At 55.8% G+C, this 24,791-nt stretch carries 22 protein-coding genes and 3 pseudogenes; 12 read left to right on the plus strand and 13 right to left on the minus strand.

All coding sequences use genetic code 11. The annotated features are described in order from the left end of the window. Positions 1 to 3 precede the first annotated feature (3 nt). The 7 genes from ACYZUD_RS10050 (at position 4) to ACYZUD_RS10080 (ending at position 8,287) form a co-directional block, all read left to right on the plus strand. Positions 4 to 2,475: an efflux RND transporter permease subunit gene (locus ACYZUD_RS10050; RefSeq protein ID WP_462023855.1), complete on the plus strand. Its 2,472-nt coding sequence runs from the start codon at positions 4 to 6 to the stop codon at positions 2,473 to 2,475. 113 nt (positions 2,476 to 2,588) lie between these two features. Then, positions 2,589 to 3,362: an SDR family NAD(P)-dependent oxidoreductase gene (locus tag ACYZUD_RS10055; protein WP_462023856.1), complete on the plus strand. Its 774-nt coding sequence runs from the start codon at positions 2,589 to 2,591 to the stop codon at positions 3,360 to 3,362. Positions 3,363 to 3,372: 10 nt separating this feature from the next. Next, positions 3,373 to 3,945: a cupin domain-containing protein gene (locus tag ACYZUD_RS10060; protein WP_462023857.1), complete on the plus strand. Its 573-nt coding sequence runs from the start codon at positions 3,373 to 3,375 to the stop codon at positions 3,943 to 3,945. Then, complete coding sequence (locus tag ACYZUD_RS10065; protein WP_462023858.1) at positions 3,942 to 4,934, plus strand: fumarylacetoacetate hydrolase family protein; 993 nt, start codon at positions 3,942 to 3,944, stop codon at positions 4,932 to 4,934. The genes ACYZUD_RS10060 and ACYZUD_RS10065 overlap by 4 nt, the downstream gene beginning before the upstream one ends. Beyond that, the gene (locus ACYZUD_RS10070; protein ID WP_462023859.1) at positions 4,925 to 5,923 is read left to right on the plus strand and encodes an NAD-dependent epimerase/dehydratase family protein; all 999 of its coding nucleotides are present in this window, start codon (positions 4,925 to 4,927) and stop codon (positions 5,921 to 5,923) included. Before ACYZUD_RS10065 ends, ACYZUD_RS10070 begins: the two co-directional genes overlap by 10 nt. Further along, positions 5,910 to 6,692: a cyclase family protein gene (locus ACYZUD_RS10075; RefSeq protein WP_462023860.1), complete on the plus strand. Its 783-nt coding sequence runs from the start codon at positions 5,910 to 5,912 to the stop codon at positions 6,690 to 6,692. The genes ACYZUD_RS10070 and ACYZUD_RS10075 overlap by 14 nt, the downstream gene beginning before the upstream one ends. 263 nt (positions 6,693 to 6,955) lie before the next feature. After that, positions 6,956 to 8,287: an IS4 family transposase gene (locus ACYZUD_RS10080; RefSeq protein WP_462020303.1), complete on the plus strand. Its 1,332-nt coding sequence runs from the start codon at positions 6,956 to 6,958 to the stop codon at positions 8,285 to 8,287. 42 nt (positions 8,288 to 8,329) lie between these two features. On the opposite strand, the gene ACYZUD_RS10085 is transcribed toward ACYZUD_RS10080, so the two are convergent. Both ACYZUD_RS10085 and ACYZUD_RS10090 read right to left on the minus strand, forming a co-directional pair. Then, positions 8,330 to 8,695 carry a histone-like nucleoid-structuring protein, MvaT/MvaU family gene (locus tag ACYZUD_RS10085; protein ID WP_462023861.1) on the minus strand — a complete coding sequence of 122 codons (366 nt, stop codon included), beginning with the start codon at positions 8,693 to 8,695 and terminating at the stop codon, positions 8,330 to 8,332. Positions 8,696 to 9,051: 356 nt separating this feature from the next. Next, positions 9,052 to 9,279: pseudogene (locus ACYZUD_RS10090) on the minus strand (hypothetical protein); the annotation flags it as partial. A 335-nt stretch (positions 9,280 to 9,614) separates the two neighbouring features. On the opposite strand from ACYZUD_RS10090, the pseudogene ACYZUD_RS10095 reads away from it, so the two are divergent. Continuing rightward, positions 9,615 to 9,845 (plus strand): annotated as a pseudogene (locus ACYZUD_RS10095) (MFS transporter); the annotation flags it as partial. A 107-nt stretch (positions 9,846 to 9,952) separates the two neighbouring features. On the opposite strand, the gene ACYZUD_RS10100 reads toward ACYZUD_RS10095, so the two are convergent. From ACYZUD_RS10100 to ACYZUD_RS10140, 9 genes are all read right to left on the minus strand, one after another. Then, on the minus strand, positions 9,953 to 10,327 hold the full coding sequence (locus tag ACYZUD_RS10100) for a hypothetical protein (RefSeq protein WP_462023862.1): 375 nt from the start codon (positions 10,325 to 10,327) through the stop codon (positions 9,953 to 9,955). A 115-nt stretch (positions 10,328 to 10,442) separates the two neighbouring features. Continuing rightward, positions 10,443 to 11,123, minus strand: a complete 681-nt coding sequence (locus ACYZUD_RS10105) for an MFS transporter (protein ID WP_462023863.1) — start codon at positions 11,121 to 11,123, stop codon at positions 10,443 to 10,445. A 236-nt stretch (positions 11,124 to 11,359) separates the two neighbouring features. After that, positions 11,360 to 12,541, minus strand: coding sequence for an MFS transporter (locus ACYZUD_RS10110; protein ID WP_462023864.1), 1,182 nt, complete (start codon positions 12,539 to 12,541; stop codon positions 11,360 to 11,362). Between the two features lie 892 nt (positions 12,542 to 13,433). After that, positions 13,434 to 14,378 (minus strand): LysR family transcriptional regulator, encoded by a 945-nt coding sequence (locus ACYZUD_RS10115; RefSeq protein WP_462023865.1) that lies wholly within the window; start codon positions 14,376 to 14,378, stop codon positions 13,434 to 13,436. Between the two features lie 25 nt (positions 14,379 to 14,403). Further along, positions 14,404 to 16,422 (minus strand): FUSC family protein, encoded by a 2,019-nt coding sequence (locus tag ACYZUD_RS10120; protein WP_462023866.1) that lies wholly within the window; start codon positions 16,420 to 16,422, stop codon positions 14,404 to 14,406. Between the two features lie 63 nt (positions 16,423 to 16,485). Further along, positions 16,486 to 17,391 carry an efflux RND transporter periplasmic adaptor subunit gene (locus ACYZUD_RS10125; RefSeq protein ID WP_462023867.1) on the minus strand — a complete coding sequence of 302 codons (906 nt, stop codon included), beginning with the start codon at positions 17,389 to 17,391 and terminating at the stop codon, positions 16,486 to 16,488. Between the two features lie 28 nt (positions 17,392 to 17,419). Then, positions 17,420 to 17,620, minus strand: a complete 201-nt coding sequence (locus ACYZUD_RS10130; protein ID WP_321374973.1) for a hypothetical protein — start codon at positions 17,618 to 17,620, stop codon at positions 17,420 to 17,422. Between the two features lie 359 nt (positions 17,621 to 17,979). Then, positions 17,980 to 18,771, minus strand: a complete 792-nt coding sequence (locus tag ACYZUD_RS10135) for an IclR family transcriptional regulator (protein ID WP_462023868.1) — start codon at positions 18,769 to 18,771, stop codon at positions 17,980 to 17,982. 77 nt (positions 18,772 to 18,848) lie between these two features. Continuing rightward, entirely contained in the window at positions 18,849 to 19,493 is a 645-nt protein-coding gene (locus ACYZUD_RS10140; protein WP_462023869.1) for a TetR/AcrR family transcriptional regulator, read from the minus strand. A gap of 144 nt (positions 19,494 to 19,637) precedes the next feature. Here ACYZUD_RS10140 and ACYZUD_RS10145 point away from each other — a divergent pair, with 144 nt between their 5' ends. From ACYZUD_RS10145 to ACYZUD_RS10155, 3 genes are all read left to right on the plus strand, one after another. Continuing rightward, entirely contained in the window at positions 19,638 to 21,101 is a 1,464-nt protein-coding gene (locus ACYZUD_RS10145; RefSeq protein ID WP_462023870.1) for an efflux transporter outer membrane subunit, read from the plus strand. A 228-nt stretch (positions 21,102 to 21,329) separates the two neighbouring features. Then, the gene (locus ACYZUD_RS10150) at positions 21,330 to 21,992 is read left to right on the plus strand and encodes an IclR family transcriptional regulator (protein WP_462023871.1); all 663 of its coding nucleotides are present in this window, start codon (positions 21,330 to 21,332) and stop codon (positions 21,990 to 21,992) included. Positions 21,993 to 22,044: 52 nt separating this feature from the next. After that, positions 22,045 to 22,323, plus strand: coding sequence for a LysR family transcriptional regulator (locus ACYZUD_RS10155; RefSeq protein WP_462023872.1), 279 nt, complete (start codon positions 22,045 to 22,047; stop codon positions 22,321 to 22,323). Between the two features lie 88 nt (positions 22,324 to 22,411). Here the strand turns inward: ACYZUD_RS10155 and ACYZUD_RS10160 are convergent, their stop codons facing one another. Further along, positions 22,412 to 23,176, minus strand: coding sequence for a glucose 1-dehydrogenase (locus ACYZUD_RS10160; RefSeq protein ID WP_462023873.1), 765 nt, complete (start codon positions 23,174 to 23,176; stop codon positions 22,412 to 22,414). A gap of 314 nt (positions 23,177 to 23,490) precedes the next feature. Here ACYZUD_RS10160 and ACYZUD_RS10165 point away from each other — a divergent pair. Then, positions 23,491 to 23,658, plus strand: a pseudogene (locus ACYZUD_RS10165) (FAD-dependent oxidoreductase); the annotation flags it as partial. Between the two features lie 98 nt (positions 23,659 to 23,756). Here the strand turns inward: ACYZUD_RS10165 and ACYZUD_RS10170 are convergent. After that, positions 23,757 to 24,689 (minus strand): LysR family transcriptional regulator, encoded by a 933-nt coding sequence (locus tag ACYZUD_RS10170; protein WP_462023874.1) that lies wholly within the window; start codon positions 24,687 to 24,689, stop codon positions 23,757 to 23,759. Positions 24,690 to 24,791 lie beyond the last annotated feature (102 nt).

Here is a 24,791-nt window from a genome sequence, read left to right on the forward strand (position 1 = left end):
GCCATGCACGTACAGACCTCCCCCACTCCGTCTACAGGCAGTCTCGACGATTTCGACAGCGCCTCTGGCTCCGTACTGGAGCGCGCGCTGTTTAACCATCGTGCCTTGGTTATGCTGCTATGCTTGGCCGCGACCCTTCTGCTGGCATGGCAGGCGACACATGTGACGCTCAATGCCAGCTTCGAGAAGATGATCCCGCGTGAGCATCCTTACATCGTCAATTACCTAGAGCATCGCCAAGAACTAGCCGGTCTTGGGAATGCTGTGCGCATTGCCGTAGTGAATCCAGAGGGAAGCATCTACGACAAAAAATATTTGCACACACTCCAGCAACTCAGCGATGAGGTATATCTGCTTCCGGGGGTTGACCGTGCAACGATGAAGTCGCTGTGGACTCCTTCTACTCGCTGGACGGGTGTTACCGAAGAGGGGCTGGAAGGCGGCCCGGTGATACCAGATGGGTACGACGGCGGCAGTGCAAGCCTGGAATCCCTTAAGCGTAACGTTGAGCGCTCCAACGAAATTGGACAACTGGTAGCCTTCGACCAACGCTCTAGCATTGTGTACGTGCCGCTGCTGGAGCGAACTCCCGATGGTCAGCCGCTGGACTACACAGTCTTCGCTCATGAGATTGAAAAGCTGCGTAGCAAGTACCAAGCGCAAGGTGTTGAGATCCACATCACCGGTTTTGCGAAAGTCGTCGGTGACCTGATTGATGGCCTCAAGCAGATTCTGATTTTCTTCGCTGCAGCAATCCTGATCACCGCGGCAGTACTCTATTGGTACACCCGTTGCGTACGAAGCACCTTCCTGGTGGTGACCTGCTCTTTGGTCGCAGTGATCTGGCAGTTGGGTTTGCTGCCGTTGCTCGGGTACGAGCTCGATCCGTACTCGGTTCTAGTGCCGTTCCTGGTGTTTGCAATTGGCATGAGCCATGGCGCGCAGAAAATGAACGGCATCATGCAAGACATGGGGCGCGGGATGCACCGCCTGGTGGCTGCACGGTTTACATTCCGCCGACTGTTCCTGGCCGGGCTGACCGCCTTGCTGTGCGACGCGGTGGGGTTCGCGGTTCTGATGATCATCAAGATCCAGGTCATCCAGGATCTGGCAGTAATCGCCAGTCTTGGAGTAGCCGTCCTCATCTTCACAAACTTAATTCTGCTCCCGGTACTGCTCTCCTACATCGGCGTTAGCCCGAAAGCGGCTCGACGCAGCCTTCGCGGCGAGGAAGCCGAGGCGAGTGGCGCGGAGAAGCATGTTGCATGGCGCTTTCTTGACCTTTTCACCAGCAAGCGTTGGGCAACAGTATGCGTGATCGTAGCGGCGCTCATGGCCTGCGGCGGCTACGCGGTAAGCCTGAAGCTGAAGGTTGGCGATCTTGATGCAGGCGCTCCAGAGCTTCGCCCCGACTCTCGCTACAACCGTGACAATGGGTTCATAACACAGCACTACGGTGCAAGCAGCGACGTATTCGCTGTGATGGTGAAGACTGCTGCTGGTGAGTGCTCGTCATACAGCACACTAAAGCGAGTTGACGACCTGGACTGGCAGCTTCGCGGACTAGAGGGTGTCGATTCGACAAACTCTTTGGCCTTGTTGAATCGCCGTGTGCTGGTTGGTCTCTCCGAGGGTAGCCCCAAGTGGTACGAGCTAGTGAACAATCAGGCGACCTTGAACATGGTCACCGCGGGTGCTCCACGCGGTCTGTACAACGATGACTGCAGCCTGTTGACACTCTATGCCTACCTCAAAGACCACAAGGCTGACACGCTCACCAACGTAGTCGAGAATGTTGAAAGCTTTGCCAAGAGCAATACCTCCCAAGACGCCACGTTCCTTCTGGCCGCTGGCAGCGCAGGCATTGAAGCGGCCACCAATATCGTCGTGAAACAAGCGAATCACGACATGCTGTGGTGGGTGTACGGAGCAGTCATTCTACTTTGCCTAGTGACTTTCCGATCCTGGAGAGCAGTGCTCTGTGCGGTACTGCCCCTAATGCTCACCTCTATTCTTTGTGAGGCGTTGATGGTCGCGTTGGGCATGGGCGTCAAGGTCGCCACCCTGCCAGTCATCGCCCTCGGTGTAGGTATCGGCGTCGACTATGCGTTGTACGTCATGAGCATCGTGCTGGCCCAGCTTCGCCAAGGCGAAAGCCTGTCCAGGGCCTATTACCAAGCGCTTCTGTTCACCGGCAAGGTAGTCATGCTGACCGGCGTGACACTCGCTATCGGCGTGGGCACCTGGATCTTCTCTCCGATCAAGTTCCAGGCAGACATGGGCGTACTACTTGCCTTTATGTTCGTTTGGAACATGGTCGGCGCTCTGGTGCTACTGCCAGCACTGGCTTACTTCCTACTTCCACAGCGTGCGGGCGAAGCACAAGAAGTAGCGGACTCTGAGCCATCCAAACTGGAAGAAGTAAATCACGACTGCACCAGTTACAAGTCGCACGCCTCTGTCCCTTGGGCGTAAACACAACATAACTACAGGAACGAGGACGTATAGATGGCCAATTTTATGTGCATCTTGCCTGAATTGAACGCTGAACTGAAACCAGTTTTTGGCCGTTTTGTAATAGGTGCTGCATGAGCGAACTGTTCTCTCTCGCCGGAAAAACAGCACTCATCACTGGCGCAACGCGAGGAATCGGGCTGGCGATCGCTTGGGAGCTAGGACGTGCAGGCGCCAAGTTGGTTGTCAGCAGCGAAGACATTCACGAGTCCACGGACATAGCGGCCACATTGTTTGACGCAGGTATCGAAGCTTATGCCGTGGCAGCTGATTTGCTGCACCAGCCAGATGTAATTGAACTGGCAAAGCGGACTCTGGAGCTGTTGGGGCGCATCGACGTTTTGGTCTGCAATGCAGGCGTAGCTCCCCACTTGGGCTCGATCGCGACTGCCAGCGATGCTGATTGGGATCTGACTCTGACCGTCAATCTGCGAAGTACCGTCTGGCTTACCAACCACTTGCTTCCCGCTATGGCCGAGCATGGAGGTGGCAGCGTCATTCTAATGTCGAGCATTGCCGGGGTGCGCGGCAACAAGGCACTGGGGCTTTACGGGATATCGAAGGCAGGCCTGGCACAACTAGCCCGTAATCTCGCTGTGGAGTGGGGCCCCAAGAACATCCGCATCAATGCTATCAGCCCCGGCGTGATTCAAACCGAATTCGCGCGCCCACTAACGGATAACCCTGAAGTGATGCAGCGCCGCATAGCGCTCACCCCATTGCGTCGTGTTGGGCGCCCGGAGGAAGTGGCCGCTTTGGCACTTTTACTTGCCGCGCCAGGCGGCGCGTTCATCAGCGGTCAGAACATTATCGTAGATGGTGGTACCACCATCGGCGATGGAAATTAAAGGAGACATTATGCAAAAACTTCCTGGATTCAAACGCATTGTTACCGGCCACGACGCTGAGGGTCAGGCTATAGTCGCGAGCTGCGGCGCCACCCAGAACAACTTCCCGCTCAAAGCGGTTCCCGGCACCGTCTTCTACGAAGTTTGGAACAGCGTAACTACCCCCGCGCCACTGGACAACGCTGACGACCCCACTGCCCCACCACTTCGACTCAGCCCTGGGCCGATGGGTAGCGTGATTCGAGTGGTGGATATCCCGCCAGACAGCGTACAAAACCAGGTCAGCGCAGAGGATGCAGCTGCTGCGTTCGCAGAGATTGGCGAAAGCCACGCAGGTACTGGAAAGGCCAACTCCAAACACAAACTTATGCATCGAACCGAGACACTTGATTACGGGGTCGTCACGGAAGGTGAGATTTGGTTGGTGCTCGACGGAGAGGAGGTTCACCTCAAGAAAGGCGACATCGTGGTACAGCGAGGCACCAACCACGCTTGGAGTAACCGTACCGAGCAAATGGCGAGGATGATCTTCATCCTCCTCGATGGTCGTTACGCTCCGGATCTGCAGGAGCTCTTGTCATGAAGCTTGCCACCCTCAATGATGGTACTCCGGACGGACGCTTGCTCGTAGTCTCGCGCGATCTACAGCGCGCTGTAAATGCCAGCGGGATCGCCGCCACATTGCAGGCTGCGTTGGATAGCTGGGAGAACGTGCAACCGGATCTAGAAAATCTTTATCGTAGGTTGAACTGCGGTGAGGTCGCCGGAAGCTTTGAGCTGTCCATTGAACAGTTGATGGCCCCACTACCGCGCGCATGGCAGTGGTTGGACGGATCCTGCTTCCTCAGCCATGGCGAATTGATGCAGAAAGCTTTCAACCTGGAGCCCATCGAGAACGTCGAGCGTATCCCCCTGATCTACCAAGGCGCCGGCGACGATTTTCTTGGTCCGCGCGCAGACATACCGTTGCCCAGCGAGGCTCACGGCATCGATTTCGAAGGCGAATTCGCTGTATTGCTAGACGACGTCCCTATGGGCTGTCCTGCTGAGCAGGCACTAAAACATATTCGCCTGGTGCTGCAGTTAAACGACGTCAGCCTTCGCGCCTTGGCACCGCGAGAGATGAAAACTGGCTTTGGTTTCCTCCAGGCTAAGCCATCTAGCAGTTTCGCCCCTGTAGCAGTGACCCCAGACGAACTGGGCGAAGCCTGGGCTAACGGCCGTGTACATCTCCCGTTAAAGGTAGAGTGGAATGGCGAGTGGTTTGGTCATCCGCACGGAGGAGCCATGCACTTTGGCTTCCACCAGTTAATTGCCCACGCTGCGCTGACGCGGAAACTGAGTGCAGGTACGTTGATCGGCTCAGGTACAGTTTCAAATGCCGACCGTTCCGTTGGGTCGGCCTGCATTGCGGAGCTCCGAGCCATCGAGACCATCGCTGAAGGTGCTCCTCGCACCGGATTCATGCGCTTCGGTGACAGGGTACGAATGGAGGTCAGAGGGCACAATGATGATGTGCTATTTGGCGCAATCGATCAGCGTGTGGTGCAGGGAGGCTGGACATGCGAGTGATGGTCAGTGGTGCCAATGGATTCGTGGGTCGTGAACTGGTCGCCCACCTGCTGAAGCAGGGTGAGATTCGCGGGCGAAAAATCGAAGCGCTTCTGCTACTCGACCAGAATCTGGATGACCTACCAGAAGACAGTCGCCTGCGCCGCCATTTCGGCAGCATTAGCGATCCGGCACTGCTGCGTCGGGTGTTGGCTGACGGCATCGATGTGGTTTTCCACCTCGTTAGCATCCCTGGCGGCGCTGCAGAGATGAATTACGAGCTGGGCTACCAAGTCAATTTGCAAGCCAGCCTGGAGCTCTTGCATCAATTGCGCAACCACGACCGCCCCCCAGTATTGGTCTATGCAAGCAGTGTTGCCGTATACGGAGGTGAACTCCCTGCAAGAATGTATGAAACGCAGGCTTCGCACCCTCAGCTTTCCTACGCAGCACACAAGCGCATGATCGAGATTGCCATTGAGGACTTGGCTCGTCGGGGGGAAGTCGACGGACGTGTGCTACGACTTCCCGGGATTGTCGCTCGCCCACGCGAACCAAACGGTTTGAAGTCCGCTTTCATGAGCGACCTCTTGCATGCGTACGCTGCAGGTGATTCGTATGACTGCCCAGTTTCACCGCATGCAACTGCATGGTGGATGTCGGCCCGTTGTTGCGTGGAGAACCTACTACATGCCGCAGAACTCACAAACCTGGCGGAGGATCGACTCTGGCAGTTGCCGGTATTGCAGCTATCCATAGCCCAAGTTCTCGATGCTCTTGCAGGTCGCTTCGGCAAGGCTAATGGCGAAAAAATCGAATTCAAACCCGACCCTCAACTGGAGGGTTTGTTCGGGCGCCTGCCACCACTTCGAACCCCGCGAGCTCGCGCAATGGGTTTTCGTCATGATGGCTCCGCTACTGCACTACTGCGCAATGCGTTGAGAAACTCTCCAAGTCTCAACCTATCGACAACATCCAAAGCAGGAGCCGTTGTCCATGAACCTCAATAAATGTCGCATGCTCGACTTGTCGGTCTGTCTGGACAACAACCCCTATACAGATCCGCCGCCTCTGCTACCCAAGATCGAATACATGGATCACCAGGAAGGCTGGCCCGAAATGGCAGCCATGTTCCCGGGCCTGCGCAAAGAAGACCTGCCTGGCAATGAGTCATGGGCCGCCGAGCGGCTCAGTATCACTACGCATAGTGGTACTCACATGGATGCACCTTGGCACTATGCATCCACAACGGATGGTGGGAAGCCGGCATTCGGTATCGATGCGTTGCCGCTAGAATGGTGTCTACAGCCTGGCGTAAAGCTCGACTTTCGGCACCTGCCGGATGGACACGTGGTTACCGTATCGGACTTGGAAGCTGAGTTGCGGCGAATCAATCACGATCTGAAGCCCTTCGAAATCGTCGTAATAAACACTCGCGCCGGAAGTCTGTTTGGGCAGCCGGGCTACCTCGATGCAGGCGTCGGAATGGGGCGTGACGCGACGTTGTACCTACTAGAGCGAGGGGTGCGCGTGGTGGGAACTGACGCCTGGAGTTGGGATGCCCCTTTCAAGTACACCAGAGAGAAATTCGCCAAGTCAGGTGACGCCTCGATCATTTGGGAAGGGCATAAGGCCGGGCGTGACATCGGCTACGGTCAAATGGAAAAGCTGGCCAACCTGGAATTACTCCCTGCATCAGGGTTTTGGATTTCGTGCTTCCCCTACAAAATCCGACACGCCTCTGCAGGTTTTGTCCGCGCCGTAGCTTTATTTGAGTGACTTTGCTAGCACAAATCTAAACCGGCTTGGTATGGATACCGAGCTCGATGATGAAGGAAATGATGGGTAGGCGAAAAGGAAGACTACGTTAGGCGCGCAATGCGCAACATCACCCCCCTACTTGCCCCAGGAACAAATCGCTCTTCAAACGCCATCAAAAAAACGGGCCCTCGAAGGGTAATGCCGATCAGTTAAGCCCTCCCGCTTGACCTTTGGCCGCAAGAAATCAAAATCCGATGCCTGTACTGGCATCGGATTTTTTTATGCGTCTCGCTCGGGCACTGGAACTGACCCACAACATCGCGTCCACCCCCAACTCCATTGAGGGATTGGATTCCTTACTCGACCCTTCTTTGGTTGAGCAAGCCCTTGAACAGGCAGGCGTCGCGACCCTGCGCAAGCGGCGCCTGCCGTTGGAAATGATGCTCTGGTGCGTGATTTCCATGGCGTTTTTTCGGCGCATGTCAGCCTGGGATGTGGTCAGCCGCATGAACATCATGCTGCCGGGCCAACGTCCGTTGGTGGCACCCAGCGCCGTAGTCCAAGCCCGTCAGCGATTGGGCAGCGAAGCTGTACGACAGGTCTTCGATCTGACTCAGAAAAGTTGGCATGAGGCGGCCGGTCATCCGACTTGGGCCGGTTTGCGCTTGCTGGGCGTCGACGGCGTCGTCTGGCGAACGCCCGATACACCGGAAAACCGGGCGCGCTACGACTCCGCCAGCAACCAGCATGGCGACACTGGTTTTCCTCAGGTGCGCATGGTCTGCCAAATGGAGTTGACCAGCCATTTGCTGATCGGCTGTGCGTTTGACGGCTATCGCAGCAACGAAATGAAACTGGCGGAACAACTGATCGAAACCACGCCCGATCACTCGTTGACGCTGTTCGACCGCGGCTTTTATTCCCTGGGTTTGCTGCACCAGTGGCAGCAAGCAGGCACCGAGCGCCATTGGCTGATGCCACTGCGTAAAGGTGCGCAGTACGAAGTTATTCAGCGTTTGGGGCGTCAGGATGCGGTGGTCTCGTTAAGCACTTCGCCGCAGGCCCGCAAGCAATGGCCGGGGCTACCGGAGCGCCTGAGCGCGCGACTGCTGAGTAAAACCGTCAAGGGCAAGGTGTGTCAGATCCTGACGTCGATGGCCGACCCGCTGCGCTTCCCGTCCGACGAAATCGTCGATCTGTACAGCCAGCGCTGGGAGATCGAATTAGGGTTTCGGGAGATGAAACAGACGCTGCTCAACAGCAGTTATACGCTGCGCAGCAAAACGCCCGAGATGATCGAACAAGAGTTGTGGGGCGTGTTGTTGGGCTACAACTTGTTGCGCTATCAGATGGTGGAAATGAGCCGCCATTGTCCCGGTATTTACCCATGCGAAATGAGCTTTACCGCGTGCACCTGGGCGATCCTCGGTTTTATCAACAGCGTCTCGGCTGATCGCTCCGGGAACATCCCCAAATACCTGGCCGAGCTGCATGCTTCAGCCACGCATTACGTCCTGCCTCATCGACGGGAGGAGCGCGTTTATCCCCGGGCCATCAGGCTTAAATCCCCGAAGTATCCGATCAAAAATAAAAATGCCAGTCAGCTTAACTGACTGGCATTACCCTCGAAGGGCCCTTTTGTACTCAAACCAAAATCACTTGGTCAGCCAGGACTCGACCGTGTCGGAGCCGTGTTCTGCCTTCCATTCTTTAAGGCCTTTGTGGTTGCCGCCCTTGGTTTCGATGAGCTCGCCGGTGTGCGGATTTTTGTAGACCTTCACTTGGCGAGGCTTGCGAGTACCGACCTTGGACTCGGCGGCAGGAGCGCGACGACCGGCTTGGGGGTCGAGCAAATTGATCACATTCGGCAGGCTATAACCGTAATCGGCGAGCAAAGCGCGCAGCTTCGTTTCAAATTCGATTTCTTTCTTGAGACCGGCGTCGCCTTTCAGGGCTTCGAGGGCTTGGAGCTGCTCGGCTAAGTGCTTTTCGAGCTGGCGGAATTCGGCGAGCTTAGACATGGTAGGTCTCTATGTAGTTAGTCTCCTAACGATACACCAAAAACTGCAATTTGAATTTAGGGTCTGCGTCCTACCTCACCTTTCGACCAATAAACTGAATCGCAGATGGTGCCTCACTCGGCACCGCGATACCTGCCAGGTCGAGGAAGGTTGGCGCCAGGTCACCCTGAAATTTTCAACTTTATCGGTGTTTCAACACCACCCGTTTTGCGTCCCAGAAAGCATCTTGTTGGCGCCGACGTAGAATTGACCTACGTGCCAACGCAAGACTGACCCAACTCCAATCGGCAGAAATCCAGCACAGGAAATGGTTCGCGAGGAGTCCGACTGGGTCAGTGGCATCTCGGTAACTGGGTCAATTCAGCGTCGGCGCCAACAACCACCTGGTCAGCCAGTTCCAGGTTGTATTCGCGCACCGGGTGAAATTCGATCGACTTGAAGTAGCCATCGATCTGCGCATCCTTCAACGGGTAGTTGTAGATGATCTTGCCTTCAAGAGGCTGGTTGTCCTCCCTGAAAGGCGTAGCAGTGAACTGCAGGCAGGGCTTCTCTTTGAACGCGGTCTTCACCCAGCTCCACGTCATGGCGGCCACATGCTATTAGTGAGCATCATCTCAGGTGTACCCTGAAAAGCAGCGCCAAAACCCGCCAACCATCTCTGTCTTCATCAACCGACGTTCGAAGCCAAATAGCCCATATGAGATGGAGGTGCACTGAAAGCCAACAAGTCAAAATGTTTTTCGGGGACCCTGACAGTCTTTGAGGACACAAGCAAATTCACTAACGCGGTCTTCCTCTGCTGCAGGTTTCCAGCGAGAATAAATTGCTGGCCTATACGCATTCGACCGTGAACAACGACGCGCTGAGCGCGCGGCAGATAATCGAGCACCACAATAGGGTGTTCGGGCACATGACCCGTTACGGTCCGTTCTTCGCGCTGATCCCTGAGCTGCTACCGGCCAACGTATTCGGCGGTGCCATCGGATTGATCAATGCCTGTGGCGCACTGGGGGCATTTCTGGGCTCGTGGATCGTCGGCTACCTGATTGGCCTGACTGGCAATCCGGGGGTGGCGTACATCTTCATGACCGCTGGAATGTTGGCGGCCGCCATCATCATGGGGTTGGTGTTAGTGCGGCGCGAGGTATAGCCCTGACGAGGGCTACTTCGGCGCAGTAGCATGCGCGTATTGCACATCGATTCCAGTATTTCAGGCGAACAGTCTGCCAGCCGCCAGCGCGCAACTTGCTTTAACCCTCACAGGCGTCTTCGGGCGCCTTGTTCATTTTCGTAGCCTGGAGAGTCATTATGAACTGCCCTCTCTTGAGATCTGGGCTGATCGCAACCGAGATCTGAAGCGTTTGGCGTGCCCTCAATGGAGTAATGTGCGCTCGCTAGAAAAGTTGAAATTGCCTGCGCCAATGCATCATAAAAAGCCTCCACTTGCTCGGCACCTTGCGCACGCAGACTACCGTGCAGCTTCCCCTTCCCCAGGTAAAGGCTGACTGGAACATCGTCAGCCTCAAGTGCATCCCTGTAGGCGTAACCTTCGTCACGCATCGTGGCAATGCTTAACGTCCCCTCGTCGCTTTCTATTTCGATCTGAAACCGCGCTAACAACAACGCATACAACGAGGCCCCCTCAATCAGATCCCCCGGCACACGGGCAGCAGAAATGTAGCTGGTCTCGATGCAGAACGGCTGTTACCGATCAATCTTCATCAAGAGGCGTGCCTTACGCGGGCTTTTACCCGCGCTTTCGTATCAGCCCTGTCATGCCTTCGTCACACCCACCAAGCACAATACGGTCAGCCGGAGCCATCGAAGCGCTGACCCCACGAGCGTTTTGTGTATGGGGCCACCAACAAGCGACAGCGACCAGTGCGAGGGCAGACCAAATGCCCAGCGACACTTTCCATGCGTAATCCGTGAGCTCGGACAGCGGCGCGGCCAGTCCGCTTGCCAGTGCTGCCATCAGCGCCATTGTTGCTGCATACAAACCAACGCATAAGGCGGTGTGGCTGGGAAAGTCATGTTTGACTATCAGCACCACGAGGACGTTAGCCACCGCCATACCATTGCCGATCATCAGCGTGCCGAGCCACAGCCCACTGAACAATCCTGTCGACCTGACAAGGCATCCGATCGCAATCAGGCCCAAGGCACCAAACAGCGAATGCTCTAGGCCCAGGCGCCGCGTTAACCAAGGAGCCAAAGGGGAGGCACACGCAAAAATCAGTAAAGGAAGCGCATTCAGCAGCCCTGCGGCCGCTGGACTTAATCCGAAGTAGTCCTGCACCTGAGACAACACTGGGCCAAGCGACGTAATGGGAGCACGCAAATTAGCCGCGATGAGCAGGATGCCCATGAGCAAGGACGACGTGAATAGAGACTTTTCGACATAGATAGTCGAGGAGGTAATAGGCATTTTTAACCACGCACAGCATAGGGATGGAGATATCCCAAGTGTGCGTTGGTTGACGTTAACGCAGAGCGCCAAAACGCAATGTCTGCGGGCAGGGGTAACAAACCCGTGAGCAACATTTCAACCTATGGCTCCCTCCATGCATCCACGGCGCCGGGGCTGACTCAGTGGAAGCGCCGGCATAGCCGATGCTCTTGAGCACCACTGCTAGCAGAATCGGAAGCAGAAAAAGCACTGAGTCATTCGGCCGCGAGATCCTCAATGGCAACTGGCTCCGTGCTCAAGCACATCCTGGTGACCCATGCACAAATGACGAAGCCGGCGGCTAAGAATCCGACGTACTGAAGGCCGATGTGATCGATCAACAGCCCTCCAGCCGAAGTACCAAGCATGATCCCAAGGTTGATCGCGCTGACGTTTACGGAGCCGATGAACTGAGCATTAGCCCCTGCCCTTCGCAGCACGTCAACGCCTGTCAACAGGCTGGCACCTGCATGACAGCAGCCGATGGCGGCCACTACCAAAGGTACCAACCATACTGATTCGCCCATGAGCGAGATCGCAGCTAGGCTGACAGCCAGCACTAACAACAGCGTCTTGAACATGCCATCCAGTTGATCAGGAACCCGCTTGGACAGGAGCAAGTTGCCAACAATGTCCGAAACGCCGTACAGGGCTAACATGAGCGTGACCGGCGTACCTGCCAGCCCCGTATACCTCGCGAGGAATGTTGCGAGGTAACTGAAGACCGCCATGATCCCTGCAAACATAAATAGGTAGCTCAGCAGAGCCAAGGCAATATCTCTCGTCCAGACGCTTCGGAGCCGCTGAGCGAGGCTGCGATGATTCACAGGTGTGTCAGTTTGAGGCGGGTGTATCCATCGAATAACGGCAAGCAACGCCAACGCACTTAACGCGGCCATCATCCCCATAGCAATTTCCCAGTCCCACGTGTCGCTAACTAGTTTGCCGAGTGGCACGCCCACTACTGAAGCAATTGAAATGCCGATAAGCACACGAGATACGGCAAGGCTCTTATGCGCCGTTGAGGACATCGCTGAGGCGGCCAGGGCAGCATTAGTCCAGAAAATCGCCACGCCTATGCCACCCAGCGCTCGGCCCATCATCAGCAACGAGAAATTATCAGTGAGTGCGCAGATGGTGTTCCCACAAAAGAGCGCCACGCACCCGCTCATCAGCAGGGTGCGCAGCCTAACCTCGTGCGTAAAAGCCGCGATGACCGGAGCACCAATTCCCATCCCCAAGGCAAATGCAGTAACGAGCCAGCCTGCTTGACCCACGGAGATTTGCAGACCCGAAGCGATCTCAGGCAGCAGGCCCGCCGCTATGAACTCGGAGGACAGCATCACGAATGCTGTGAATGTCAGGATGTATATTTTCGGGTTGAGCGAGTCAGCCATAAAACCTTATTTCCGTTGATATATGTCCCGCCGACTATTTCAAGCCTTTGTCTATCTGCGGCTGAGCGATCGGCGAAACGATGTTGACCTACCAGCACGACCCGCAGTTGATGTGCTGCCGTTAATCCCGAACCGTCCCGATGTGTTGAGGCCGACGTAGAATTGACCCACATGCCGTCACTGACCCAGTCTGACTTCTTGCGAACCGTCGCATGTGCTGGACTTACGCCGATTGGAGGTGGGTTAGTCTTGCCTCGGCATGTGGGTCAATTCGGCGTCAGCATCTACATGTACTCATCACTCACTGCTGTAAATGACGTCGTCTGAACGACATTTGAACATCTCCTTCTAGCGAGGTTGATGCATGTGAAGGAGGACAAGCTCACGTGACGCACACTTTGGACTAAAAAATGATGCCCATTTAACGGCGAGGCCCCCGTCGACCACAAACGAACTTCAGCCGCCCTCAAATCGGGAGGTACCTTCGCTTTTTTTCGACCATCATCTCGAGCCGTATGGCGATCAGCACTATGATGCCATAGGTGTGGGTCAATCAATTGGACGAGATCATCAGTTCAACCGCGTCGATCTCACGCATCGGTTTCGCGCTTTTCAACGCTTGGAATACACCCAGGCTGATCATCTGGCCTGCGCTCTAGCCATATAAATCGATGATCCTTCGATCGGTTTTATTGATTAGTTCACTGCGGTAATCGGTGTATCGGCCGCGAGTTCTGACAGCGCTGGTAAAAAATGCCAATGTCTAGGTCGTCTGTACCACTTTCTAGCGTCAGGTGGCGCACGTACATTGCGGCCCCTTAAAAACTTCGACGTATGCTGCTGTTTCGGTCATCGCTCGTGGTTAGCTACCAAGTAAAATGCAAACGGCGTTCTAGCCAGTCCGCCTAACCCGATCGCCTTGTAGACGCTCTTCTTCATGCGCACGCTTGGCAAACAGTTCCCCAACCCAGTCTGTGAAAGCCCGAACAATCATCGATGAGCGATTACCTTTAGGGTAGACCGCCGAGACGGGAACACTGGGTTCATTGAACTGCTCCAGCACCGAAACCAGACGTCCGGCGCGCAAATGCTCCTGCACTAAGTAACTGGCGACTCGAATCAATCCGAGGCTTTTAAGGCCGCAGGTCACGTACGCCGAAGTCTCGTTGACAGAAATCGTGTTATTCATGCGGATGTTGACTGACTCGCCACTGGAGATAAAAACCCAGTCGATATTCTTGCCTGACTGCGGATGGAAATAACCGACGGCTTGATGGGCCGCGAGGTCAGTCAATTGTCGGGGCGTACCGTATTTTTGCAGATACTCGGGGGTGGCGCAGGTTATCCACTCAAATGAAGCAACGCGTCGCGCGATCAAAGTCTGGGAGTCCTGCGGGACGCCGGTACGGATGGCACAATCGATATTGTCCTGAATGAGATCGACCACCCGATCATCCAAGCCGATCGTCAGTTGGATCTGCGGATAAAGCTCGATGAACTCGTTAATCGCCGGCAAGATCAACTGGCTGGCCAGCGCATGGGAAATATCGACCCGCAGTTTTCCCCGCGGCGCCTGGGTAGTGCCTGGCAGGGTTTTCTCCGCCAGTTCCACATCGACTAAAATCCGCTTGCAGTGGTCATAGTAGTGGAGACCGTCGGGAGTCAGACTCAGCCTGCGGGTAGTGCGATTGAGCAAGGCTACCCCTAGATGAGTTTCCAATTGCTGGACCTGGCGCGATATTGTCGGCGTCGCCACACCCATCACCAGCGACGCTTTGCCGAAGCCGGCTTGTTCAACTACATGGGCGAACGCTTGCATAGCCTGAAACCGATCCATATCCACTACCTCACTGATTGCAGCGTTAAACGTGCGGAGTAAACACACGGCGGGTGAGTCGATCCATGGACAGCAAGTAACCCGAGAGTTGCGCGCGATCCGGATCATCAATCAGATCTGACGATGCGCGAGCAGTACTGTCGATCTCGGTTACCAGCGAATGCTCATTCTGGCTGGTGTCGTTTCGGTAATTGGCCAGCAGTTCGGCGCGCCATTGCGGTAGCGCTCTGGTGCCAGATGGGAAGAGGTTGGTCGCCTCGACAAATGCACTGACATGCCGGACCTGACTCATCAGAAAGATCACCCGCCCAGCCTGCTCGATCAACTGGTGCTTCTTCTCAGGGGCTTCATAAATCGAGATATAGACCATCTTGTCGATAACCAGCCCGACCCGATCGGCCAGGGCTATCGACGAAGTTCGTTCTACCGAATTGTCGGAGAGGAAGCGATCAAGGTCACGTTCAAACACTTCACTGACCCGAGCCGGGTTTTTCAGGACCCATTTTCTGGGCAGGAAAATGTAGAGCAGTGCCAAAAGGATGGTACCCAGGCCCATGCTCAGCGAGCGCTCGATTGCAAAACCAATGTCAACCGATGGCACGTTTTCTGGCAGCAGGAACACCATGAAAGAGATATTGAAGCCCAGGCTGTACGTAAAACTGGTCAGGCTGGATAAGCCCATGAAGCCAAAGAACAGCACCACCCCACTGGTCAGCAGAAGCAGTTCGACGGCGCTCGGCGCTTGAGCCAACACACTCATGACCACCATCCCCACGGGAATGGCGACAAAGAAACCGATGGCGATGTTCTTGAGGATTAACTCCGGGTGTGGAGCCTTGCCCAGCACGATGCTGAACACGATCGGAACGACACACATCAAAAAACCGTAGGTCCAACCGGTTGCATACCAGAACGCGAATCCCAGCAGGAACAGCACTGCCGAGCGAGCTCCGGTAATCAAGCAGTTCGACAACTGTCGATGACGACGAACGCTGATCCCTTTGACGCTGACTTTCTCAGACTTCATCAGGCTCGCATAGAGCAGGGCAAAGCTTTTGAGGTGCTGCGCCAGATCTGCGATCTTGCCCAACAACATGCTCAGCTCGCCATCCTCGTGGGCTACGTCCTCGCTGCGCTCGCGCGCATCCACCATAAACATTTCAAGCCGATACAAATCGCCGGCGGCGGGTATGGCCTGGTGGGCCAGGACGTCAACCAGGTGCTCCAGTTCATTGAGTTCAACCGCCATACGCTGTTGATACACCGGAGTGAGTTGCGCCAGTGCATACGAATCAGTGGTGACCTCGATCGCCAGCTTGTTCATTTCCCGAGCGACCTGCGCTCCCCGTCTACCCCAAGCCCCCTCGAACTCGCAATGATCAGCCAGGTCCGCGTGTTCGATGATGCCGCTAAACACAGCCGACAGCCGCCCCTGCAACTGCTCAGGGTCAGATCCGAACTGCGTGTTGAGGGCAAACACCGATTTGAACAGGCGCCCGGAAGCCAGGCGCAACAAGTCCGAGGTGAACGTTGGCCAGATGCAGGCACTGACAAAAGATGCCCATACAATCCCAGCGATAATAGTGCCGATCCGATCAACGAAAATTTCGTAAATCTCTTCGCTGGTGGGCCCCAGCGTCACCGTCACCATGACCATGAGACAAACGGTTACCGCAAAGATCGCACACAGAAAAGTGAGGTTGGCATCGCGCGTGTGATAGGAAAGTGCGGAGGCTATGAATATAACGATGGCAACCGACAGAGCTGCCATGAGCGGACTTTGTCCGAAAAAATTCATAAGCACCACACCGACGATACCACCCAGCAGCGTACTGAAACATTGAAACAGACACTTTTTCAGTACTTGTGCATGGTCAGGCGCAAAAAACGAAATCATCCCAGTGATCATCGCCCATACCGGGTGTTCAAAGTTCATCAACAAGGCAATGAACAGCGCACCCAGGACCGAAATACTGATTTTGATACCTGTCTTGACGGCAACTTTGTTGCCTAACAGGTATGAATCCAGCGCTGTAGGAGCCATGAAATTTGCCTCGACTTTGCACGAAGGTGCTGCACTTGCTATCTGAAAAAATCGCGCCGGAGCCTACAACAACGATTTTACGTTTTCGCTGAAAGCATGAATAACCGATCGCTGGTCACGCTGATCACCAACTGGCACAACGACTTTCAGCGTGGCCGACATGCCAGAGCTCAAATTGACACCTTCAGGTACCTGATCGATTTTGATGTTGACGGGAATTCGCTGGGCCAGGCGCACCCAGGCGAAGGTCGCCTCGACACTTGGAAGCATCTGATTGCCCGGCGTGCTGTTACTGTTGGAGATACCGCTGTCGATCGATTCCACATGACCTTCGAGCTTCAAGGTCCCGGCCATCAGCCATATTTCGACCTTGTCGCCGATCTTGATACCGGGGATTTTGGTCTCTTCGAAATAGCCGGTGACGTAGTAACTGTCGTCTTTGACCAAGGCCAGGCGATTCACACCACGATTAACGTAGTCGCCTTTTTCCAGTTCAAGATTGATGATCTTGCCCGAGGCTGGCGAGGTATAAGTGGTTCGCGCCAAGTCAATCTTCGCGCTGTTCAGGACGGCGACTGATTGTTTGTAGCTGGCTTGCTTTTCCATCATGTCCAGGCGCGATGTATCGACCTCTTCACGACTCACGGCATCGGCACTCATTTGTGTCCGGCGTTTATAGACGTTGGTCGCCCGATCCCAGCTCACCTTGGCACTGTCCGATTGTGCCTGCGCCAGATCGACGGCGACTTGATAGCGTGCGTGATCCACAGTGAACAGGACATCGCCCGTTTTAACTTCACGGGAGTTCTGCGCATGCAACTCATCAATCCAACCCGATACATCGGGAGCGATATTAACGACATCGGCCCGGACCCTGCCGTCGCGCGTCCAGGGCGTGTACATGTAGCTGTCCCAGATGTAAACCAGGACTACGACAATGGCGCCAATCAGCACCAGTGTCATGGCCATATTTGCGACTCTTTTCATTTTTCGTCTCTCAGAAAGTAATTCGTACCAGGCCGGCGAGGATCAACATGAACAGCAGCATGCCCAGCAAACTTTCATTGCGTTGCATTGAATAGGGAATGATCCGATCCACAACTCGGCTGGTCACAACAGTCACGGCGGCGGCAATCAGCACCATCATGAATATCGGGCTGACCAGCAATCCCTGAAAACTCACTTCGTGCAGCGGCATAACAGGCGATCCTCTGGTTAAAGGCTAAATACGCAAAACTCGATCATCCGACTGCCAGCCATCTCCTGCGCAGGATGGGCCAGGGCGGACAACAACCGGGGCAAATGAATCAGCAAAAGGATGACCACAAGCAATCTCGTATTACGATACAGCATCCCGCCATACGAGACAACTCAGTAACTTTCTAATTTTTGATTTCTGTCCGGTTCTCGCATGGATCAACAAAACGCAGACACAGAAATGCTGCGACCGGCCCAGTCAGGGCCGACGCATCAGGGGTTTGGAATCAGGGGGAATGCCGACACCGGAAGTGCCGCAATAAGCAGTAAAACTGCTAACGCCGCGCCGCCTAACAGAACTTAGCGACTTGCCACAGCGCCCTTGGACATGCGACCGATCTTCTTCTCGATCTCGCGCTTGCAGTCCATCAGCGCCGCTTTGTACGTATCACCATTACGCCCGGCACGGATGCTCGGGGCGATGATGCTGATGGAGTAATTTCCGAGGTAAGTCTCCAGCGCCACGGCAAAGGTGCAGACGCCTTCAATGTGTTCCTGATCATCCACCGCGACGGCAGACTGACGAACGTCTTGCAGTTGGGTAATGAGCTGGGCGCGGGTCAGTGTGTGCTCGGTCAACTCCTGAAGCTTCTTCGGAAGAATGGCTTGCAATGCATCGTCGGAAAACGCAGCCAGCATTATTTTTCCGGCTGCGGTGGCATAGGCGGGAGCCTCGATGCCCACCGAGAAGACAACCCGCAACTCGCGCTCGACAATGATGCAATCGACGACGTTGACCTTGGCGCCCGCCAGCGTCGCCAGGCACACCGACTCGCGAACCTGCGCCGACAAGGAGTTCAGATATTCCCTGACACTGGAGATGATGTCGGCCTGGGTCTGGTGAATAAGCTGCCCGAATGCATGACCCAGGCGAAAACCACCGGATGGGCCGATCGACTCGACCAGGTGCTCTTCCTCTAGCGCAACGATAATACGGTGCACCGTGGATCGCGGCAATTTGACGATGTTGGCAATCGCCGAAAGACTCAGCCCGCCAGAGTTGCTCCCAAGCGCACGTAAAATGGCGGCGGCTCGGGCGATGACCTGGATGCTGGGTTGCTTGCTCTCGACCAGGTCGCTTGGATCAGACATGGAATCACTCCAGAAAAAAAAACATTACATCCCTAACGGCGACAGCTCGCAAATTTATCGCTGCCGATTTCGGTCTGTCAGGCAAGGACGTCGCCGCCACTGACCAGTTCCTGCAGCGTATGAACGAACGGCCCCATCAGTGTCTCGGTGGAATCGGGACTGTGTAGTGACTCGATGACAAGGCCGGTTATGGACAAGGCCATCAGATGAGTCAGCGCATTTAACTGGACCGCTGTGCGCTGTGTCGACATGCCGTCCAAAGCGGTCAAGAGCAACGTCAGTTGGGTCCGCAGGTTATGCTGCGCAACGCGCCAACGGACCACCACCGGACATTCCAGTGCGCCAATTTCGCCATCCTTCAACAAGATGGTGCAGAAGTCTCGGTGGTGTTGGACGTTGAGCGTGTCATTCAGTGCGCGAGCGAAATGCTCGAAACCTGGCGTCGGATCATCCGAGTTCACGAAGAACCCCTCCAGGGGCAATACCGAGGCGTTCATGATCGACAGCAGCAGATCCCCCTTCCCCTTGAAATGCCAGTAAACCGCACCTCGACTTAGACCTGCACATTTCGCGATGTCATCAAGCGTCGAATAGGCGTAACCGTACTTGGCGAACATCCGTGTACCCGCCGCCATCAACCTGATACGCGTCTGTTCTGACTCTTCAACCGTTTTTCTCGCCATGACAATTGTTACCTGATCCTGTGCACCGGTGGATGTCATTCAGCCCTCCACACACCTCGGCATCGCAAAAACCGAGCATTGTAGATGAGCCGCATTATGGTACACTTTCTCGCATTGCGGTACAGTTCAAGTTCCTTGCTTACAAGCTGGCAGTCCACACCCTCAAAAAATCAGGTAAGAACCATGAAGTTGAAAGCACTTATTGTTGCGATTCTGCTGGGCGCCAGCCTGCAGGGTTGCAGCTTGATCCCCGTCTACCACCGGCCCGAAGCGCCGGTGGATCAGAGCTGGCCTCAAGGTCCGGGTTATAAAGCCTCATCAGTGGGTGCGGCCAACAGCGCCAAATCCATCGCTGACTTGCATTGGCAGCAATTTTTTCGCGACCCGGCCATGCGCCAGTTGATCGGGTTGGCCTTGACTAACAACCGGGATCTGCGCCAGGCGGCCTTGAATGTCGATGCTTACCGAGCGCTGTATCGCATTCAGCGCTCCGAGTTGTCACCAACCGTTGACGTCAATGGTTCAGGCAGCAAACAACACCTTCCAGCAGATCGGGCGATTTCCGGGAAGAACGGAACCTATGGCGACTACGAGCTCAATGTCGGCGTCGCGTCCTACGAGCTGGACGTGTTTGGACGTATCCAGAGCCTGGACGAGAGCGCCCTGCAGACTTACCTGTCGACCGAAGAAGCCCAGCACAGCGTTCAGGTGGGCCTGGTGGCCAGTGTCGCCAGCGCTTACCTGACCTGGCGAACAGACCAGCAGCTGCTGCAGATCGCGCAATCGACAATGGACACCTACATCCATGGGCTCAACGTGATGCAGTCCGCCCGCTCTGCCGGCACGACCTCTGACCTGAGCGTGCGTCAGGCACGCACTCTTGTGGACACCGCACGCACCAAGACCCTGTCCTACACTCGCCGGGTCGCCCATGACATGAACACCTTGGCGCTGTTGGTCGGCACCCACATACCCGGCAATCTGCCTGACGACGGCGATTGGACGCAGCGGATGATCGCATCCATTCCGGCCGGTTTGCCTGCGGACATACTGCGGCAACGGCCTGATGTCAGAGCAGCGGAGCGCGACTTGATCGCCGCAAATGCCAACATCGGTGCAGCGCGGGCAGCGTTCTACCCCTCCATCACCTTGACGGCGAATGCTGGCGTGGCCAGTGCACAGCTGTCCCATTTGTTCGCCGGAGGCCAGGGTCAATGGACGTTCATCCCCCAGATCAATATCCCGATCTTCAATGGGGGGCGTTTGAAGGCGAACCTCAATTACGCAGAAATCCAGAAAGATATCCGCGTGGCTGCCTACGAGAAGAGCATCCAGGTCGCCTTCAGTGAAGTCGCCGACGGCCTGGCCTCAGCGGGAGTCTACGACGAGCAACTGCAAGCGCACCGCGATCTGGTGCAAGACAACAGCGCGTACCTGGATCTGGCACTTAATCGCTTCCAGCACGGCGTCGATAACTTCCTGCCCGTCCTGGACGCCCAGCGCAATCTGTTTGCGGCGCGCGAAGAACTCGCTTCCAACCGCTTGTTGCAGCTTCAAAGTCAGGTCCAACTCTACCGCGCCCTGGGCGGCGGCTGGGACGACACGCAACTTGCCAGTGCCAGACATTCCGATACCCATCTCGAATAGCCGAATGAGAACGTTGATATGACGGAGGGATGCCTAGGTTTTCGAGACAGGATGGCATTGGTTAACGGTGGCGGCATCGGCATTGGCCGAGTGACTCACGTGGTGTGCGAGTGATGCCTTGTAATGACGAGAAGTGATATGGGAATTGAATTGGTTGAAAGAAACAGCATCCAGGTTGTCTCCAGAGCCGCCCGAATACTGCGCTGCTTGGAGAGTGAGCCTGAAGGATTGAGCCTTGGCGTTATCGCCACCCGCAGTAATCTGCCCCGTTCGACCGTGCAACGGCTGGTCGACGCGTTGGCCGTCGAACAACTGTTGGATATCGGCAAGAACGGTGTTCGTCTGGGCTCTGCATTGATGCGTCTGGCTTCCCACAGCCACTTCGACATGACCTACAGCGCCCGGGCGCCTTTGGAACGACTGGCGCAACACACCGGCGAAACTTCAGCACTGGTTTATTCCAGCGGCATCGAGTTGATCATGTTGCACGCTGTGGTCTCCAGTCAGGAGTTACGGGTAGCTCCCATGGTTGGCAGTTTTCTCTGTGTGTACGGCACTGCCGCCGGAAAGATTTGCCTGTCCAAGATGAGCGACGAGCAGGTGACCAGCCTGCTGGGTGGCGTAACGGAGCCACTCACCTCAGATACATTGAGCTTGCCGGCGCTGCTCGACGACCTGCGCCATATACGTCAGCAAGGGATTGCCTTCGATCACGAGGAGCATCGTAAGGGGATCGGCTCGATCGCAATAGGCGTCGAGACCACCCAGGGCTTTTATTCCATAACCGTGGTCGGCCCGTCGTGGCGAATTCGCGATCAGCGTGAGCCGATCATCCTGGCGCTTAAAGAATGCCAGCTCAGTCTCAATGCCTCATCTTGCTCGACCGATTGACCGATAGATTCGGCAGATACCCGATGGCCCAAACGATGCCCACGCTCACGCCATGAAAATCAATCTCCGGATTTTTGCCGAGATCGACCTCAATCTGATGGTCGTCTTTATGGTTATTTACGATGAGCGAAATGTCTCGCGCGCGGCGCTCAAGCTTGGCGTCGGCCAGCCGGCGGTGAGTGGCTCGCTGGCGCGGTTGCGTGCGCGTTTTGGCGATCCGTTGTTCGAGCGAATGGGTAGCGGTATGGAACCGACTGCCAAAGCGCACGACATCGCTCATAAGCTAGCGCCTGCAATCAGAACGATCGAGGCGATCCTGGGGCAGCGCTGAAAGATGCACTCAGCGCAATGGCCGCCAGGCGGCCATGCTCTTGATGCCCGGAAACAGTCAGCCAGTCAGACGGTAAGTGATGATCTAGTCAGTGACTGGTCTGGCCGCCATCGATGATGAAAACCTGGCCTGTAGCAAAAGAGGCCATCGGAGAGCACAAGTAAAGAACGGTGCTCGCCAGTTCTTCCGGTTTGCCAGGACGTCCCATCAGCGGCCCGGCTAACACCGCGTCGCGCATATCGGGGTCTGCTAACCAGCGCTGGGTCATGGGCGTCTCGACCAAGCCGGGAGCCAGTGCGTTGACCCGGATCCCTGACTTGGCGTAGTCGACCGCTGCAGCTTTGGTCAGACCGATAACGGCGTGTTTCGCGGCGACATAAGGCGCCATTCCAGGATCGGCAATAACGCCAGCGACCGATGCGGTATTGACGATGACACCACCGCCCGCCTTCAACATATGCCTGATCTGATATTTCAGGCACAAGAACACGCCCTTGACGTCTACCGCCATCACGCGGTCGTACATTCCCTCATCCTGTTCTGCCAAGGGCAATGTCGGCGGTAAGATCCCGGCATTATTGAACGCGCAGTGCAGACCGCCATAGGTCTTCACTGTGGTGTCCACCAGCGCTCGGACTTGGGCGGCATCGGCGACGTTGGTCTTGACGTACAACCCCTCACCACCGGCGGTCTTGATCAACTCAATAGTCTTTTGACCTTCCTCGCTAACATCGCCAACAACCACTTTCGCGCCCCGTTTGGCGAACGCCAATGCTGTAGCACGGCCGATACCAGTACTCCCACCCGTGATCAAGATGACCTGACCGGTAAAATCAAGCAGCTCATCGTTCATGTTCGTTCAACCTCTCATTCGTTAGCGATTCAGTTGAGATGCGCTCTTCACATCTTGGGGCTCCCGGTCCCCATTCGGCGTCACAGACTCAACATTGAAAGATGCCTGTATCACAATGCAGCACACTGTACCATAATGTGAAACATGCTTTGCAAGCTAGAATCTGCCCGTGTCTGGCCGCAGCTGCATCGCGCACCGATTAATTTTTCTCGCCAGCAATGGTATCGAGCCTGGCTCCGCTGTTGCCGTCACCGGTTTGTTCTTTAGGCAAGAGATTGAACGCATGCCAGTCAACATCGTTGTTGTGGGAGGGGGGGGCCGTGATGGGCAGCGTCAAGGTGGAAGGACGGCTGGCCAAGTGCTTTTACGTCTCGCTGTACCGGATGCATCAGGTTGCTCTGTTCGGGTTGGTTCGCACGGACTTGCGCGTGCTGGGTGATCGCATAGGCAGCAGTACCAAAACTCGTCTAAAGCTTCACTAACTGACGCGAACCTGACCTCGGAACACGGATACGCCGGTTCCGGGGCAGCCAAGCCAACACTGCATTTTTTCGCCAGGGCAGCGAACCATCCCTCGCTGTCAGTGGCTCAGGATCCCGCAATCCAGCAATGCCTGGTCCCACTCCGGCACATCACCGATGCGCTCGATCAGAAAGTCGATCAATGTCCGCACCTTGAGGGCTCGACGTTGGGTTTCGGGATACACGGCGGCGAAATCAAAAGATGACAAATGATAGTCGGTAAGAATCGGCACCAGTCGCCCGGCGAGTAGCTCGCTGCTGGCAATGAGCGTCGGCAAGCAAGTGATACCGGCCCCGGCCAGGGCATAGTCACGCAACAGATGGACCGAACTGGAACGCACCTGACCGTGCAAGGTCAGTTCGATACACTCCTCGCCCCGGGTGAATTGCCAGCGATTGCGTGACGGGTAGCCTCCGTAAAGGGCAATGCGGTGATCCTTGAGCTGCTGGGGATGCTCGGGAGCATCATGTTCGCGCAAATACGCGGGCGACGCACAGAACAGCCGATGCACGTTGAACAGCTTGCGCACCACCAGACGCTCGGCCATCGGCGGGAACATCTGGAAGGCAATGTCAAAGCCCTCTTCGATCGGATCGACCACGCGGTCATTGACCACCACATCGAACTCGATCTCGGGATACATAGCGGTGAACTCCGCCAGCATCGGACCCAAATGATCGATCGCGAACCCTTGCAGCACCTGTACGCGCAACTGACCCGTGAGGTTGGAGCGCTGATTGCGCATCTTCTCGGTCAGGCCATGAAAACCGGCGACCATATCGGCGCATTCTTGAAAATAGGCTTCGCCAATGTCCGAGAGTCGAACGTGGCGAGTGCTGCGGTGAAAAAGCGGCGAATTGATGAACGTCTCAAGCTGTTGCACACGATTAGTAATCACTGAGCGGGTCACGCCCAGCTGCTCCGCCGCCTTGGAGAAACTACCGGTCTGCGCCACGTGCACGAACGCCTCAGTGATGAGTAGACGATCCATGACCTCCCCTTTTTTTGTAATGATTGGCTGGAATTCATTTTAGGTGAGTCCGGCACAGCCAGCCGTTTCATAGTAAGGCTGTGCCGGTGATCTCGCCAGCGA

This window comes from Pseudomonas sp. XS1P51, assembly GCF_054897845.1.